Source organism: Pseudomonas sp. NDM, from assembly GCF_003105095.1.
Classification (GTDB): Bacteria; Pseudomonadota; Gammaproteobacteria; order Pseudomonadales; family Pseudomonadaceae; genus Aquipseudomonas; species Aquipseudomonas moraviensis_A.
Map to the genome: position 1 here is coordinate 1 of NZ_QETJ01000098.1, position 18,139 is coordinate 18,139.

The window sequence follows — 18,139 nt, forward strand, 5'->3', positions numbered from 1 at the left end:
TGGCGGCGCACCAGTCGCCATGTTTGGAGACTGACACAACGCTATCGCGAGCAGGCTCACTCCTACAGGGGATTTGTGCGCAATTCGAGATTATGGCTGTGCGGCCAGCCACGTTTCATCGCAGCAGGTCTTGAGGGTCTCGCGCAGCCAGCGGTGGGCCGGGTCCTTGTCGAAGCGCGGGTGCCAGGCCTGGGTCAGCATCAGCATCGGCAGCGGAATCGGCAGGTCGAACGAGCGCAGTTTCAGCCCCAGCCGCCGTACGCTGAGCAGGGCCTCTTTGGGCACCGGCAGGATCAGGTCGGAGTCAGGCAAGGCAAACATCGCCGCATGAAAACTCGGCGCGATGACCGCCACCCGGCGCTCCAGCCCCAGCGCGTTCAGCGCCGTATCGATCGGGCCGCGAGCAATGCCCCGGCGCGACATGCTGATGTGGGAAAACCCGGCGTAGCGTTCGGCAGTGATTTCGCCATCGAGCAACGGATGGTGCTCGCGCACCAGGCCGACGAAGTGGGTGGAGAACAGGTTCTGCACTTTCACTTCCGGCGTGAGCGGACGGGTATTGCTGACGCTCAGATCGATGCGGCCTTCGCGCAGCGCCTCATCGTCGCCGTCACCTTCCGGGACGAAGCGTAATTCGCAATGCGGGGCGAGCTGGTCGAGGGTGTCGAACAGCTTGCCGCCGTAGACGCCGACGAAGAAATCATTGGCACGGATGCTGAAACGCCGGCGCAAGGTGCCCAGCTCGACGCTGTCGGCGGAGCGGAACAGCAGCGCCGCCTGCTCGACCACGTCGCGTACCTGATCGCGCAGCTCAAGAGCTTTGGGTGTCGGCACCAGACCGCGCCCGGCGCGGACCAGAATCGGATCGCCGATGGCTTCGCGGATCCGCGTCAGCGTGCGGCTCATGGCCGCCGGGCTGAGGTTCATCCGCCGCGCCGCACCGACCACACTGCCCTCGTCGAGCAAGGCATCGAGGGCGACCAGAAGGTTCATGTCCGGGAGTTGCATGCTGAGCACTCTTGGCTGATCTGGATTGATCTGTGCGCAATGCTAGCAAACATACTCAAGAGTGGCGGAGCCTTTGAAAAAGCTATCGCGAGCAGGCTCACTCCTACAGGGGAACGCATTTCAAATGTAGGGGTGAGCCTGCTCGCGATTGGGCCAGCCGGCATACCATTGTTAACGTTGCATACCCCAACGCTTGACGGTCACACGCTCGAGGGTATCGAACACCAGATTCTCCACCAGCAAGCCAATCAGGATCACCACCGCCAATCCGGCAAACACCTTGTCGGTGTACAGCTCATTGCGATTCTGAAAGATGTACCAGCCCAGCCCGCCCTTGCCACTGGTCGCGCCAAACACCAGTTCGGCGGCAATCAACGTGCGCCAGGCGAACGCCCAGCCAATTTTCAGACCCGCGAGAATCGACGGCAGCGCCGCCGGGATCAGGATGAACAAGACCAGGCGCAAGCCCTTCAAACCATAATTGCGCCCGGCCATGCGCAGCGTCTCGGAGACGCCGAGAAATCCGGCATAAGTGTTCAGCGCCAACGCCCACAACACCGAATGCACCAGCACGAAGATCAGGCTGTTCTGCCCCAACCCGAACCACAACAACGCCAGCGGCAGCAGGGCAATCGCCGGCAACGGGTTGAACATCGAGGTCATCGTACTGAGCAAATCACGCCCCAACTGGGTCGAGACCGCCAATGTCGTCAGGGCGAACGCGAGAACGATGCCGATCAGGTAGCCCTTGATCAGCACCACCAAAGATATCCACACCTTGGCCAGCAGCTCGCCACTGAGCACACCGTCAAACAAGGCCTGTGCGGTTTGCAAAAAGCTCGGCAGCATCAGGTCGTTGTTCTGAATCCGCGCGACAACTTCCCAGATAATCGCCAGCACGATCAGGATCAGGCTTTTGCGCAGCCAGCCCTGTTGCCACAGGCGCGTGCCGAGCGGCAATTCGCGCTCGACCGGCACTGCGGTCAGCGGCTCGAGCACGGTTTCGAATTCTTCACGCACGGATGATGAATGGCTCATCGGGTAGTCCTCCTGGCCGCTCAATAGGCGATGCGAATGTCGTTGAAGTCATGCTCACGTTCGGTCTCCGGCGCCTGGCCTTCATCGAACAGCAGACGATGAATGCGCCGCGCCGATTCCTGAAACGCCACGCCACCGAGGCTGTGCAGATCGTATTGATGGCTGTGCACTTCGGCGCGCACCCGCCCCGGATGCGGCGACAGCAACAGGATGCGATTGCCCACCACCAACGCCTCTTCGATCGAGTGGGTGACGAACAACAGGGTGAAGCGCACCTCTTCCCAGAGCAGCAGCAATTCCTCCTGCATCTTGCGGCGGGTCAGCGCATCGAGTGCAGCGAAGGGTTCATCCATCAAAAGGATTTTCGGCTGCATGGCCAACGCCCGGGCGATCGCCACCCGCGCTTTCATGCCGCCGGACAAGGTGTGCGGATAGGCGTCGGCGAACGCCGCCAGGCCGACCTTTTCCAGATAGTGCAGCGCGCGTTCTTCCGCGTCCTTCTTGTTCAAGGTGCGCGAGGCCAGCAACGGGAACATCACGTTCTGCTTCACGGTTTTCCACGGCGGCAACTGGTCGAATTCCTGGAACACCACAATGCGGTCCGGCCCCGGCGCATCGACGCGTTGACCTTGCAGGCGGATCTCGCCTTCGCAGGGCTGGATGAACCCGGCGACCGCTTTGAGCAGGGTGGATTTTCCACAGCCGGACGGGCCGAGCAGGACGAAACGATCCGCCGGATCGACGGCGAAACTGACCTGGTGAGTGGCGCGCACCACGCGTTGCGGCGTGCGGTATTCGAGGCTGACGTGATCGACGGCCAACAACGCTTCGCTGTGGGCGATCGGGTTGCTGGCCGCGTGGCCTGGCAAAGGGGCGTTCATGGTCGATCTCCGGCAAATCAGAAAGGCGCGTCGCCCTGAATGGTCGTGCGATACAGCTTGCGGCGCAGATGCGCGGGGCATCCGGCGGCGAGGTGGATCAGCGAACGGTTGTCCCAGAACACCAGATCGTGGGGTTCCCACTGATGGCGGTAGATGTTTTGCGGCAGCACGCTGTGGGCGAAGAGTTCGGCGAGCAGCTGGCGACTTTCGTCCTCCGGGAGGCCGACGATGCGCGTGGTGAAGCCTTCGCTGACGAACAGCGCCTTGCGACCGTTTTCCGGATGAGTGCGTACTACCGGGTGCACCACTTCAGCGACTTGGGCCAGTTGTTCCGGGGTCAGGGTCGGGCGCCAGTTGCCTTCGAATTTGGTTTCGCTGTAGCGCGCGGTGTAGGAATGCGCGGCGGAACGCCCTTCGACCGCGTTGCGCAACGCAGCGGGCAGGTTGTCCCAGGCTTTGTGCATGTCGGCAAACAGCGTGTCGCCGCCCTCGGAGGGCAGCTCTTGGGCGTGCAGCATCGAGCCGAGACTTGGCAGCTCTTTATAGGAAAGATCGGAATGCCAGAACTTGCCGGCGTCACCGAGACCGATGTTCTGGCCGTTCTCGATGATGTTGGAAACGATGAGAATTTCCGGGTAATTGGCCAGCAGGAACTGCTTGAGCACGTGGATCTGCAACACGCCGAAGCGACGGCTGAAATCGATTTGCTGTTGCGGGGTGATCTGCTGATCGCGAAAGACCACGACGTGGTGATCCAGGTGCGCGCGGTGAATGCGCGCGAAGTCCTGATCATTGACCGGTCGGCTGAGGTCGAGGCCAACGATCTCGGCGCCGACGGCACCGCTGAATGGACGAATTTCGAAAACTTGTGGCGCGGCAGTTGCGGCGCTTTCGGTGGCAGTAGCGGCGGACATCAATCATCTCCCACGCACGGCGCGCTCACGGACGCGCACGTCGATCAGACACTCACGCTGGATTGCGTGTCGGTTCAGGTCGTGCGGCGCGCCGATTGGTCGGCAGGTACGCAGGTGGGTGACTTTATAGCTATAAGAATTTGAAATTAAATACCGTTAATGAATAACGATATGACGAAGGGTAAGGGCGTGGAGTGACGATTTTTGTCACTTCCCGACAGAGATGCGGCGCTTGGGCTAGCGCTATCGCGAGCAGGCTCACTCCTACAGGGATGGCATTCCATCTGAAGAAATGCAATCAACTGTAGGAGTGAGCCTGCTCGCGATGAGGCCAGCAAGGCCACCGAAGATCTAGCGCTCGTGCAACGCTTCAGCCCGCGCCCGAATGATCGGCTTCAGCAAATAGCTCAACACCGATTTCTTGCCCGTGATGATATCCACCGAAGCAACCATCCCCGGAATGATCAACAGCGGTTTGTCGTCCGTGCCCAGATGACTGCGCTCGGTGCGCACCTTGATCACGTAATAGGTGGTTTTCTTGTCTTCGTCGGTGATGGTGTCGGCGCCAATCTGCTCGAGTTGTGCCTTCAGCCCGCCGTAAATGGTGTAGTCATAGGCGGTGAATTTGACGATCGCTTCCTGCCCCGGATGCAGGAATGCGATGTCCTGCGGACGGATCTTGGCTTCGACCAGCAGGGTGTCATCCAGCGGCACGATTTCGACCATGTCGCTGCCCGGCTGGATCACGCCGCCGATGGTGTTGACCAGCAACTTGTTGACGATACCGCGCACCGGCGAGGTGACCAGCGTACGGCTGACGCGGTCCTCCAGCGCCTTGCCGGTGGCCTGGGCCTTGTTCAGATCGGTGCGCGCTTCGTTGAGCTGGGTCAGCGCTTCGCTGCGGAATTTGCCGCGGGTTTCGTCGATCTTGCGCTGCACTTCTTTGATCGCCGATTCCGCGCGCGGGATGGCCAGCGTGGTCGCGTCGAGCTGGCCACGGGTCTCCACTTCGGCACGCTTGAGGCGCAGCACTTCTACCGGCGAGACCGCGCCCTGCGCCACCAGCGGCTCGGACATATTGATTTCCTGACGCTGCAAGCCGAGCTGCTGACGGTACTGCGCTTGCTTGGAGCTGAACTCCCGCAGCTCCTGCTGACGCTGGATCAGCTGCTCCTGCAGGCCGCCGATTTCATCGTGCAGTTGCTGACGCCGGCTGATGTACAGCGACTCTTCGCTTTTCGCCTGGCCCGGCACCGCTTTGAGCACGTCTTCGGGGAAATTCAGCGGACGATCATCGACTTCCGCGCTCAGACGCTCGACCCGCAGCAGCATCGACAGGCGATCGGCCTCGGTTTCGCCGACGTTAGAGGCAAACCGCGTGTCGTCGAGACGAATCAGCGGCGCGCCGGCCTCGACAATCTGGCCTTCCTTGACGAACAGCTCGGAGACGATTCCCCCCTCCAGGTTCTGGATTTTCTGGATTTTCGACGAGGGAATTGCCTTGCCGTCGCCCTTGGTCACTTCGTCGATCACCGCGAAGTTGGCCCAGAGCATCAGGAATACAAAGAAACCGATAATCGCCCAGATGGTCAGGCGCACGACGCGCGGGGCGTCTTCGATCAGCGCTTTGTTGACCTCAGGCAGCGGCTGGCCCTGCAGCGAGGCAGAGCCCTTGAAGTAGCGACGGATCGACTCCTTGACACCGGACTTAAGCAACACTGATCTGCCCCTTCTTCAACGCTTCCATCACGGCGGCTTTCGGGCCGTCGGCGAGAATCTGTCCGCGATCGATCACCAGCAGGCGATCGACCAGCGACAACAGCGATGCCCGGTGCGTGACCAGCACCACGGTCTTGTTTTCGACCACCGCCGCGAGGCGTTGCTTGAGGCGTTCTTCGCCGGTGTTGTCCATCGCACTGGTCGGCTCATCCATGAGCAGAATCGGCGGATTGAGCAACAGCGCCCGGGCCAGGGCGACGTTCTGCCGTTGGCCGCCAGAGAGGTTCTGTCCGCGTTCGCCGACTTGCAGCTCATAGCCCTGCGGGTGCAGACGGGCGAATTCGTGGACGCCGGCCAGTTCGGCCGCCTGCAGGACAAGCTCGTCTTCGACGTAACGCGCGCCGGACACCAGGTTGTCGCGCAGGGTGCCGGACAGCAGTTGAATGTCCTGTGGCACGTAACCGATGTTGTAGCGCAGTTCGCTGACGTCGATCTGGCGGATGTCCACCCCGTCGACCAGCAACGCACCGTCGTCCGGTTGGTACAGACCGACCAGCAATTTGGCCAGCGAGCTTTTGCCCGAGCCGCTGCGGCCGATGATGCCGATCTTCTCGCCGGGCCGGATCACCAGGTTGATGTTCTTCAGCGCCGGGTTCTGTTGATCCGGGTAGGTAAAGCTGAGCTGACGGCATTCGATCGCACCCTGCAGAACCTTGCGGCTCAGCGGACGCTCTTCGAAATTGCGCTCCTGCGGCAGCTCCATCATCTGGTCGACGGAGGTCATGGTCACCCGCGCCTGCTGATAGCGCGTGAGCAGACCGGACAGCGACGCCAGTGGGCTCAGCGCGCGGCCACTGAGCATGTAGCAGGCAATCAGCCCGCCCATGCTCAGGTTACCGGCGATGATCTGGTAAACGCCGAATACGATCATGATCACCCCGGCCAGTTGCTGGATCAGCAAGGTGATGTTCATCGCCAGACCGGAGAGCATTTTCACTCGCAGCTCAAGACGGCTGAGGGTGCCGATGGTCTGCTCCCACTGATACTGGCGCTCGCTTTCGGCGTTGTTGACTTTGACCGCGTCGAGGCCGGCGAGGGTTTCGATCAGGCTCGACTGGCGCTCGGCGCCCAGCGCCATGGTGCGCTCCATGGTCGCGATCAGCGGCTTCTGCAAGGCGTAGCCGATCAGCAGGGCAATCGGGAATGCCAGCACCGGAATCCACACCAGATGCCCGCCGAGAATGGCGATGACGATGAAAATCAGGATGGTGAACGGCAGATCGATCAGGCTGGTCAGGGTCAGCGAGGCGAGGAAGTCGCGCAGGCTCTGAAACTCGTGGATGTTCTGGGCAAAGCTGCCGACCCGCGCCGGGCGGTATTTCATCGCCATGCCGACGATGCGCTCGAACAGCGTGGCGGAGATGATCAGGTCGGTTTTCTTCCCGGCCAGATCCAGGCACAGACTGCGCAGGCTCTTGAGGATCAGATCGAAGATGTAAGCGCCGGTGATACCCAGCGCCAGCACCCACAGGGTCGCTTCGGCCTGGTTCGGCACCACGCGGTCGTAGACGTTCATCACGAACAGCGGCGCGGCCATGGCGATGATGTTGATCAGGAAACTCGCGGCGATCGCATCGGCGTAGAGCCAGCGCGAACGCTTGAGGGTGTCGCGAAACCACGAGCGTGCCCGCGGGATCAGCGTGCCGTGGTTGACGTCGAATTTGTGCTGCGGCTGGGCGAAGAACACTTTGCCGGTGTAATCGTCGGTCAGCAGTTCGCGGCTGACCACCGATTCGCCGCCATCGCTTTCGCTGAGCAGCACCCGCGCATCGTTTTCGCCCTGCCAGCCGAGCAGGACGGCACTGCGGCCATCCTTGAGCAGCAACAGCGCGGGCATGGCGATCGCCGGAATCTCTTCGAGCTTGCGCTGCAACACCCGCCCCTGCAGGCCGGCGCGAGCCGCTGCGCGGGGCAGCAACTCGACACTCAAACGTTGTTTGGGCAGCGGCAGGCCGGTGGTCAGCATCGCTGCGCTGGCAGGCTTCTGGTGCAGCATGCACAGGGCGAGCAGACCATCCAGCAACGGATCGTCATGCAACGCGCGTGGATCATGGCTGAGTTGAACTCGACTGACTTCTGATTCCACGCTCGACACTCTTTAACAGTTGGAAGGGATAACTCAGTTCATCCCAGGCAGCTGGACCTTGGGCTTCACGTCGTTCTGCACAACGGATGCCAACGGTGCGACCACTCCCTGGCTTTTGAGCAATTGGCCCATGGTCGCCTTGATTCGGTACTGAGTAAATAACTGAATGTTCTTGATTTCCGCCAGACGCCGCGAGGCGGTGAACAACTCGTTTTCGCTGTCGAGCAAGTCCAGCAGGGTGCGCTCGCCGAGGCTGAATTGACGCTGGTAGGCGGTACGCACCGAAGTGCTGTGGTCGACGTACTGCTGGGCAATCGGCACCTGGGCGTTGGCGTTGTTCAGCGCATTCCAGGCCAGGCCAAGCTCTTCGTTCAACTGGCGCAGGGCGTTATTGCGGATGTCCAGCGCCTGGTTGGCCAGGTACGACTTGGATTCCAGATCAGCTTTGTTGCTGCCGCCGGAATACAGGTTGAAGCGCATGCGCAGCATGGCCTGCCATTCGTTGTTGTGGCCGTTCTGGCCGTCGAGATCGTTATCCGCGGTGCGCCCCAGTTCGGCGTCGAAGCGCGGGTAGAAGGTCGATTTCGCGGTGGCGAACTGCTTTTCGGCAGCGGCGATGTCCGACTCGGCGGAGCGCAGGATCGGGCTGTTTTCCAGCATCTGCGCGCGGGCTTCGTTGAGGTTGGCCGGCATCATCGCCATGAACGGCGCCGGCCGCTCGAGCTGGTCTGGCATCTGGCCGACGGCGCTGAGGAAGTTGGTTTCCGCATCGGCCAGGTTGGTCTGTTCGGTGATCAGGTTGTTGCGGGCCTGGGCCATGCGTGCTTCGGCCTGATCGAGGTCGGCACCGCTGCCGACGCCGCGCTGGGTGCGCAACTGGATCTGGTCGTAGATGCGCTGGTGGCTCTTGAGGTTCTCCTCGGCCAGACGGACGAATTCGCGGCGGGTCAGCACGTCCAGATACACCTGGGCGACGGTCAGCGCGGTGCGCTCGGAAGTGCCGAGCAGGGAGTAAGCACGGGAGCTGACGTTGGCTTGTTGACGCGCGACTTCGTTGGACGTCGCAAAACCGTCAAAAACCATTTGCGAGAGACGTAAACTTGACTCACTGCGGTTCAAAGTCTCCCAATGATTGCCGCCACCGTTCGCTCGGGTCGTCACGCTGTCAGTGCCTTCCCGGCCATAACCGCCCAGCAGATCGACCTTGGGCAGGTATCCCCCTTTCGCCGCCTTTAATTGATAATCCGCCGCCAATCGACTGTTGACCCCCGCCTGAATCTCCGGATGGACATCCAGCGCCTGTTGCATGGCTTCTGGTAAGGATTGTGCTTGTACAAAAGAGGCGGCGAGAGCGAAGGGAGCAGCAAGGAGCAAAAGCGAACGCATGGTTGGAATTTTCCCGGAACTTCTTGTCTTGAATCACAGCAAAAACGTGGCGCTGCGTCGGATGATGGCAACCCGAATGACCGTATGTCGGAAAGTTCAAAAGAGGAACTGGATGACACGCTGAGGGACAGGTCGCCGCGGAAATATCAATGTGACATTAGTGGGGCGATTGTTTAGGATGGCTCCCAGAAGGTCAATAGTTTGGCATAAAGTTAATCGCGATAATTTATAGCCAGATAATTGACGGAAATACAGCGTCAATAAGTTATCCATTTATAGAAAGTACGTCCAGACTGAAGTGGCGCCGACGCCCGTCAGGTCCATGGAAGTCAACTGAATGTGACACCCGGAGAGTCTTCAATGAGCAGTGTTGTTGCCGTCGTCAAAAGCATTGTCGGTCAGGTTTTCGTGGTGTCCCCAGAGGGCGTGCGTCGCGTACTCGTTGAAGGCGATCGCCTGTATGTCGGCGATCAGATCGATACCGGTCTGTCCGGCGCAGTGTCGCTGGAACTAACCGATGGCCGCACGCTCGATCTGGGCCGCGACACCCAGTGGAGCGCCAGCGCGCCTGACTCCAGCACTGACCTGGCCGAAGCCACCGCGCAGGCGGCACCTTCTGTTGAAGAACTGCAGCAAGCCATCGCCGCCGGTGTCGACCCGACCACTGCGCTTGAATCCACCGCAGCCGGCCCGACCGCCGCGGGCACCGGTGGTGCTGCCGGTGGCGGCCACAGCTTCGTCATGCTCGACGCCACTGCTGGCCGCGTCGATCCGACCATTGGCTTCCCAACGGCGGGCATCAACGCTGCCGGGCAAGTCGCGCAGGACACCACGGGCGGCCTGACCACCGACACCACCACCAATGCGCTGCGCGATTCGACCCTGAGCCTCAGCGCCACGCCGACCATCACCGAAGCCGGCGGCGTGCTGGTGTACACCGCGACCCTGACCCAGGCACCGCTGACCGACCTGACCATCACCTTGTCCAATGGTGCGGTGATCGTCATTCCGGCCGGCGCCACCACCGGCACCGTCAACGTGCCGATGGCACCGAACGACACCGTCTATAACGACCCGACCCAGATCGACGTGACCGTCACCGGCACCAGCGGCGGCAACGGCATCACCGTAACCCCGCCGACCGTCCCGGCGACCACGCAAGTCACCGACACCGTCGACACCACCACCGTGACCTTGACGGCCGGCTCTAACGTCACCGAAGGCGGGCAGATCACTTACACCGCGACATTGACCAACCCGGCGCAGACGCCGGTTACCGTCACCCTGTCGAACGGTTCGACTATCACCATCGGCGCTGGCCAGACTACCGGCACCGTCAACGTGCCGACCCCGCCTAACGACGTCTATAACAACGGCAGTACCGTTACGACGACGATCACCGGGGCTACCGGCGGCAACTTCGAAAACCTGGTGCCGAACCCGACGCCAGCAGTCACTACCATCACCGATTCGGTCGACAACACCGGCCTGACCCTGACCGCGACCAACAACATCGTCGAAGGCGGCCAGATCACTTACACCGCGACCCTGACCAACCCGGCGCAAACCCCGGTGACCGTCACTCTGTCGAACGGCTCGACCATCACCATTGCAGCAGGCGAGACTGTCGGCACCGTCAACGTGCCAACAGCGGCCAATGACGTCTACAACAATGGCAGCACTGTCAGCACCACGATCACCAGTGCAACCGGCGGCAACTTCGAAAACCTGGTGCCGAACCCGACGCCAGCCGTGACCACGATCACCGACTCGGTAGACAACACCGGCCTGACCCTGACCGCGACCAACAACATCGTCGAAGGCGGCCAGATCACTTACACCGCGACCCTGACCAACCCGGCGCAAACCCCGGTAACCGTCACTCTGTCGAACGGCTCGACCATCACCATTGCGGCCGGCGAAACCGTCGGCACCGTCAACGTGCCAACAGCGGCCAATGACGTCTACAACAATGGCAGCACTGTCAGCACTACGATTACCAGCGCTACCGGCGGCAACTTCGAAAACCTGGTGCCGAACCCGACGCCAGCCGTGACCACCATCACCGACTCAGTCGACAACACCGGCCTGACCCTGACCGCCACCAACAACATCGTCGAAGGCGGCCAGATCACTTACACCGCGACCCTGACCAACCCGGCGCAAACCCCGGTTACCGTCACCCTGTCCAACGGCTCGACCATCACCATTGCGGCAGGCGAGACTGTCGGCACCGTCAACGTGCCGACTGCGGCCAATGACGTCTACAACAATGGCAGCACTGTCAGCACTACGATTACTGGCGCTACCGGCGGCAACTTCGAAAACCTGGTGCCGAACCCGACGCCAGCAGTCACTACGATCACCGACTCAGTCGACAACACCGGCCTGACCCTGACCGCGACCAACAACATCGTTGAAGGCGGCCAGATCACTTACACCGCGACATTGACTAATCCGGCTCAAACCCCGGTTACCGTCACTCTGTCCAACGGTTCGACCATCACCATTGCGGCAGGCGAAACCGTCGGCACAGTCAACGTGCCGACTGCGGCCAATGACGTCTATAACAACGGCAGCACTGTCAGCACCACGATCACCAGTGCAACCGGTGGCAATTTCGAAAATCTGGTGCCGAACCCGACGCCAGCAGTCACTACGATTACCGACTCAGTCGACAACACCGGCCTGACCCTGACCGCGACCAACAACATCGTTGAAGGCGGCCAGATCACTTACACCGCGACCCTGACCAACCCGGCGCAAACCCCGGTGACCGTCACTCTGTCGAACGGCTCGACCATCACCATTGCAGCCGGCGAGACTGTCGGCACCGTCAACGTGCCGACAGCGGCCAATGACGTCTACACCAATGGCAGCACTGTCAGCACCACGATCACTGGTGCAACCGGTGGCAACTTTGAGAATCTGGTGCCAAGCACCACGCCAGCCGTCACTACGATCACCGATTCGGTCGACAACACCGGCCTGACCCTGACCGCGACCAACAACATCGTTGAAGGCGGCCAGATCACTTACACCGCGACCCTGACCAACCCGGCGCAAACCCCGGTTACCGTCACCCTGTCGAACGGCTCGACCATCACCATTGCGGCTGGCGAGACTGTCGGCACCGTCAACGTGCCGACTGCGGCCAATGACGTCTACAACAATGGCAGCACTGTCAGCACTACGATCACTGGTGCAACCGGTGGCAACTTCGAGAATCTGGTGCCAAGCAACACGCCAGCGGTCACCACCATCACCGACTCGGTCGATGACACTGGCCTGAGCCTCAGCGCCACCGGCACTGTGGCCGAAGGTGGGCAGATCACCTACACCGCCACGCTGACGAATCCGGCTGGCACTCCGGTAACCGTGACCCTGAGCAACGGCTCGGTGATCACCATCGATGCCGGCAAAACCACCGGCACCGTCACCGTTCCAGCGCCTGCCGATGACGTCTACAAAGACGCCGGCCAGGTCGAAGTCAGCATCAAGGACGCCACCGGCGGCAACTTCGAGAATCTGGTGCCGAACACCACCCCGGCGGTGACCGAAATCACCGACACCGTCGATACCTCGACGGTGAAACTGACCGCTGACACCTCGGTTGCCGAAGGCGGAACCGTCACTTACACCGCCAGCGTCGGCGCGCCCGTCACCGGCTCGCCTGTCGTCGTGACGTTGGCGAACGGCCAGAACATCACCATCGCCGTCGGCCAGACCACTGGTTCCATCACCTACACTGCACCGAACGATGCCTTGACCGGCAACGCTCCGCTGATCAACTCGATCACTGGCGTCACCGGCGGTAACTTCGAAAATCTGGTTGCAGATAACACCCCAGTCTCGACCACCGTTACGGATGTTGCCGATACCACCAACCTGTCGCTGAGTGCGACAAACTCGGTGGCCGAGGGTGGCCAGATCACTTACACCGCGACCTTGACCAATGCTGCTGGCTCGCCAGTGACCGTGACCTTGTCCAACGGTGCCGTGATCACTATCAAGGCTGGCGAAACCAGCGGCACTGCGACCGTTCCTGCACCGTCCGATGACGTCTACAAAGACGCCGGTTCCGTCCAGGCGACGATCACCAGCGCCACTGGTGGCAATTTCGAGAACCTGGTGCCAAGCACTGCTCCAGCCGTGACGACAGTCACCGACACCATCGACACTTCGACCGTCAAACTGACGGCTGATACTTCGGTGGCCGAAGGCGGAATCGTCACTTACACCGCGACCGTCGGCGCGCCAGTCACTGGTTCGCCTGTCGTCGTGACATTGGCCAACGGCCAGATCATCACCATCGCCGTCGGCCAGACCACCGGCAGCGTTACCGCCCCCGTATCGAATGACGTCCAGATCGGTCACGCACCGCTGACCAACTCGATCACCAATGTCAGCGGTGGTAACTACGAGAATCTGGTGGCCGACAAGACCCCGGTCAGCACCACCGTGACGGATACCGTCGACACCACCAGCGTCGCGCTGACTGCCACCGGTAACGTCAACGAAGGCGGGCAGATCACCTACACCGCAACCTTGAGCAACCCGGCCGGCACGCCTGTGACCGTGAATCTGAGCAACGGCTCGGTCATCACCATTGAAGCGGGCAAGACCACCGGCACCGTGACCGTTCCGGCACCTGCCGATGACGTCTACAAAGACGCCGGTAAAATCGAAGTGACCATCAAGGACGCCACCGGTGGCAATTTCGAAAACCTGGTGCCGAATCCGACGCCAGCGGTGACCAACGTTGCCGACACCGTCAACACCACGCACCTGACCCTCAGTGCCGAGAGCTATGTGCTCGAAGGCGCTTCGATCACTTACACCGCAACGCTGACCAACGCCGCGCAGACCCCGGTCACCGTCAACCTGAGCAATGGCCAGACCATCACCATTGAAGCAGGCAAGACCAGCGGTTCGGTAACGATTGCCGCACCGAGCGATGACGTCTACAAGGACGTCAGCAAGCTCACCGTGACCATGACCGATGCCAGCGGCGGCAACTTCGAAAAGCTCGACGTCAGCAAGACTCCGGTCAGCACCACAGTCAACGATACCGTCGACACAACCGCGCTGACTCTGACTGCCAGCGATACCGTCAGCGAAGGTGGCCAGATCACCTATACCGCGACCCTGAGCAACCCGGCCGGCACCGCCATGACCGTGACCCTGGCCAACGGCGCAGTGATCAATATCGCAGCCGGCGCCACCAGCGGTTCGGTGAATTTCCCGGCACCCGCCAACACCCCATACATCGATGGCAGCAACGTGCGGACGGCAATCGCCAGCCACAGCGGCGGCAATTTCGAGCGCGTCGAGGCCGATCGTTCGGCAGTGGTGACCAAAGTCACCGACGCCGTCGACACCACTGATATCAGCCTGAGCGCTACCGGCAGCGTCGCCGAGGGCGGCTCGATCGTCTACACCGCTACCCTGAGCAATCCGGCCGGCTCCGCCATGACCGTGACCCTGAGCAACGGCGCGGTGATCAGCATTGCCAAAGGCGCGAGCACCGGCAGCGCAACCGTCGCCGCGCCCGCCGATGATGTCTACAGGGACGCCGGCAAGATCGATGCGAGCATCACCAAGACCAGCGGTGGCAACTTTGAAAACCTGGTGGTCGACAAGACCCCGGCAGTCACCAACGTTACTGACACCATCGACAACAGCACGGTTTCGCTGACCGCCAGCGCCAGCGCGGTCGAAGGCGGCGCGGTCGTCTACACCGCTTCGGTGACCGCACCGGTCACCGGTTCGCCGGTAGTCGTCACCCTGTCCAACGGCCAGACCATCACCATTCCGGTCGGCGCCAGCAGCGCCAGCGTCAACTTCACCGCGCCGAACGATGCACAGGCCGGCGGCAACACCTTGAGCGTGAAAATCGACGGCGCCAGCGGTGGCAATTACGAAAATCTCGTGGCCGACCAGACCCCGGCGGTGACCTCGGTGACTGACGTCGCCGACACCACCAGCCTGGCGTTGTCCGCGACCGGCTCTGTGGCCGAGGGCGGTTCGATTGTCTACACCGCGACCCTGAGCAACCCGGCCGGCACGCCGGTTACCGTGAGTCTGAGCAACGGCGCGGTGATCACCATCGAGGCTGGGAAAACCACTGGCACCGTTACCGTTCCGGCACCTGCCGATGACGTCTACAAAGACGCCGGCAAAGTTGAAGTCACGATCAAGGACGCCACCGGCGGCAACTTCGAAAACCTGGTGCCAAGCACCACGCCAGCGGTCACCGACGTCACCGACACCGTCGATACCTCGACGGTCAAACTGACCGCCACCGAGACAGCGGCCGAGGGCGGCACCGTCACCTACACTGCCACGGTTGGCGCTCCAGTCACCGGTTCGCCTGTGGTCGTGACCCTGGCCAACGGTCAGAACATCACCATCGAAGTCGGCAAGACCAGCGGCAGTGTCAGCACCACCGCGCCGAACGACGTCCTCGCCGGCCACGCGCCACTGACCAACTCGATCACCAATGTCAGCGGCGGTAACTTCGAAAACCTCGTCGCCGACAAAACTCCGGTCAGCACCACCGTGACCGATACCGTCGACACCACCAACCTGTCGCTCAGTGCGACCGGTGCGGTGAACGAAGGCGGCCAGATCACCTACACCGCAACCCTGAGCAACGCCGCCGGCACACCGGTGACTGTGACCTTGAGCAATGGCGCGACGATCACAATCGAGGCCGGCAAAACCAGCGGCACCGTGACTGTCGATGCGCCAAAAGACGACGTCTACAAAGACGCGGGCAGCGTTGAAGCAACCATCCAGAGCGCAACCGGCGGCAACTTCGAAAACCTAGTCACCAGCACAGCGCCGGCGGTGACCACAGTCAACGACACCATCGACACCTCCACCGTGTCCTTGAGCGCCACCGCGAACGTCGCCGAAGGCGAAACCGTGGTCTACACCGCGACCGTGGGCGCGCCAGTGACCGGTTCACCGGTGATCGTCAGCCTGTCCAACGGCCAGACCATCACCATCGCGGTCGGCGAAACCACCGGCAGCGTCAACTACGTCGCGCCGAACAGCCCATTGGCGGGCGGCAGCTCGTTGAGCGTGACCATCGATGGCGCCACAGGCGGCAATTACGAAAAACTGGTGGTCGACGGCAAGTCCGCCGACACCGTGGTATCGGATACCACCGACACTACCAACCTGAACCTGACCGCGAGCGATTCGGTCGCCGAAGGCGGGCAGATCACCTACACCGCAACGCTGACCAACCCGGCCGGCACACCGGTGACCGTGACCCTGTCGAACGGTGCCACGATCACCATCGACGCGGGTAAAACCACCGGCACCGTGACCGTCGACGCACCGAAAGACGACGTCTATAAAGATGCCGGCAAAGTCGAAGTGACCATCGAGGGTGCTACGGGCGGCAACTTCGAAAACCTGGTGCCGAGCTCGGTTCCAGCCGTGACCAATGTCACCGATACCATCGACACTTCGACCGTCAAACTGACGGCTGATACTTCGGTGGCTGAAGGCGGTACCGTTACTTACACCGCCACCGTCGGCGCACCAGTTACTGGTTCGCCTGTGGTCGTGACCCTGGCGAACGGTCAGAACATCACCATCGCCGTCGGCCAGACCACTGGTTCCATCACCTACACTGCACCGAACGATGCCTTGACCGGCAACGCTCCGCTGACCAACTCGATCACTGGCGTAAGCGGCGGCAATTTCGAAAATCTGGTGGCGGACAAAACCCCGGTTTCGACTTCCGTCACAGACGTTGCCGACACTACAAATCTGTCGCTGAGCGCGACCGGTTCTGTGGCTGAGGGCGGTCAGATTACGTACACCGCGACACTGACCAACGCGGCAGGCTCGCCTGTTACCGTGACCTTGTCGAACGGCGCCGTGATCACTATCAAGGCTGGCGAGACCACCGGCACTGCAACCGTTCCTGCACCTTCTGATGACGTCTACAAAGACGCCGGCTCCGTACAGGCAACGATCACCAGCGCCACTGGTGGCAACTTCGAAAGCCTGGTACCAAGCACTGCTCCAGCCGTGACGACAGTCACCGACACCATCGACACTTCGACGGTCAAATTGACCGCCGATACCTCGGTTGCTGAAGGCGGCACTGTGACTTACACCGCCACGGTTGGTTCGCCTGTTACCGGTTCGCCTGTCGTCGTGACTCTGGCCAACGGCCAGACCATCACCATCGGCGTCGGTCAAACTACTGGCACTGCAACCGCTGTTGCTTCGAACGATGCACTGTCCGGCCACGCGCCGATCACCAATGCGATCACCAACGTCAGCGGTGGCAATTTCGAAAATCTGGTCGCCGACAAAACCCCGGTCAGCACCACCGTGACCGATACCGTCGACACCACCAATCTGTCGCTGTCGGCGACTGGCTCGGTAGCAGAAGGTGGTCAGATCACTTACACCGCGACACTGACCAACGCCGCAGGCTCGCCTGTGACCGTAACCTTGTCGAACGGCGCAGTGATCACCATCAAGGCAGGTGAAACCACCGGCACTGCGACCGTTCCTGCACCGGCCGATGACGTCTACAAAGACGCCGGCTCCGTGCAGGCAACGATCACCGGCGCTACCGGTGGCAATTTCGAGAACCTGGTGCCAAGCACTGCTCCAGCCGTGACGACAGTCACCGACACCATCGACACCTCGACCGTCAAACTGACGGCTGATACTTCGGTGGCCGAAGGCGGCACTGTGACTTACACCGCCACGGTTGGTGCGCCAGTTACTGGCTCGCCTGTGGTCGTGACCCTGGCCAATGGTCAGAACATCACCATCGCTGTAGGCCAGACTTCCGGCACTGCGACCTTTACCGCACCGAACGATGCGCTGACCGGCAACGCTCCGCTGACCAACTCGATCACTGGCGTAAGCGGCGGTAACTTCGAAAATCTGGTGGCGGACAAAACCCCGGTTTCGACTTCCGTCACAGACGTTGCCGACACTACAAATCTGTCGCTGAGCGCGACCGGTTCTGTGGCTGAGGGCGGTCAGATTACGTACACCGCGAC

The 18,139-nt window shown here is 61.5% G+C and carries 8 protein-coding genes; 1 reads left to right on the forward strand and 7 read right to left on the reverse strand.

Going from position 1 to position 18,139, the window contains the following annotated elements; all coding sequences use genetic code 11:
• Window positions 1-90: 90 nt before the first annotated feature.
• The 7 genes from DCO47_RS18315 to DCO47_RS18345 all read right to left on the reverse strand — a co-directional run bounded on the left by DCO47_RS18315 (window position 91) and on the right by DCO47_RS18345 (window position 9,092).
• A complete protein-coding gene (locus tag DCO47_RS18315) occupies window positions 91-1,008 on the reverse strand; it encodes a LysR family transcriptional regulator (RefSeq protein ID WP_116658628.1) in 918 nt (305 codons plus the stop codon).
• A gap of 171 nt (window positions 1,009-1,179) precedes the next feature.
• Window positions 1,180-2,046, reverse strand: a complete 867-nt coding sequence (locus tag DCO47_RS18320; protein WP_065615317.1) for an ABC transporter permease — start codon at window positions 2,044-2,046, stop codon at window positions 1,180-1,182.
• A 20-nt stretch (window positions 2,047-2,066) separates the two neighbouring features.
• On the reverse strand, window positions 2,067-2,927 hold the full coding sequence (locus DCO47_RS18325) for an ABC transporter ATP-binding protein (protein ID WP_042610147.1): 861 nt from the start codon (window positions 2,925-2,927) through the stop codon (window positions 2,067-2,069).
• 17 nt (window positions 2,928-2,944) lie between these two features.
• On the reverse strand, window positions 2,945-3,841 hold the full coding sequence (locus DCO47_RS18330) for a TauD/TfdA family dioxygenase (protein WP_116658629.1): 897 nt from the start codon (window positions 3,839-3,841) through the stop codon (window positions 2,945-2,947).
• A 351-nt stretch (window positions 3,842-4,192) separates the two neighbouring features.
• Window positions 4,193-5,560 carry an HlyD family type I secretion periplasmic adaptor subunit gene (locus DCO47_RS18335; RefSeq protein WP_042610145.1) on the reverse strand — a complete coding sequence of 456 codons (1,368 nt, stop codon included), beginning with the start codon at window positions 5,558-5,560 and terminating at the stop codon, window positions 4,193-4,195.
• Window positions 5,550-7,706: a type I secretion system permease/ATPase gene (locus tag DCO47_RS18340; protein WP_042610144.1), complete on the reverse strand. Its 2,157-nt coding sequence runs from the start codon at window positions 7,704-7,706 to the stop codon at window positions 5,550-5,552. Before DCO47_RS18340 ends, DCO47_RS18335 begins: the two co-directional genes overlap by 11 nt.
• A gap of 33 nt (window positions 7,707-7,739) precedes the next feature.
• Window positions 7,740-9,092, reverse strand: coding sequence for a TolC family outer membrane protein (locus tag DCO47_RS18345; protein WP_039756280.1), 1,353 nt, complete (start codon window positions 9,090-9,092; stop codon window positions 7,740-7,742).
• Window positions 9,093-9,452: 360 nt separating this feature from the next.
• Between DCO47_RS18345 and DCO47_RS18350 the strand changes: the two genes are divergently transcribed.
• The coding region (locus DCO47_RS18350; RefSeq protein ID WP_133247412.1) for a retention module-containing protein at window positions 9,453-18,139 on the forward strand (8,687 nt) is incomplete at its 3' end.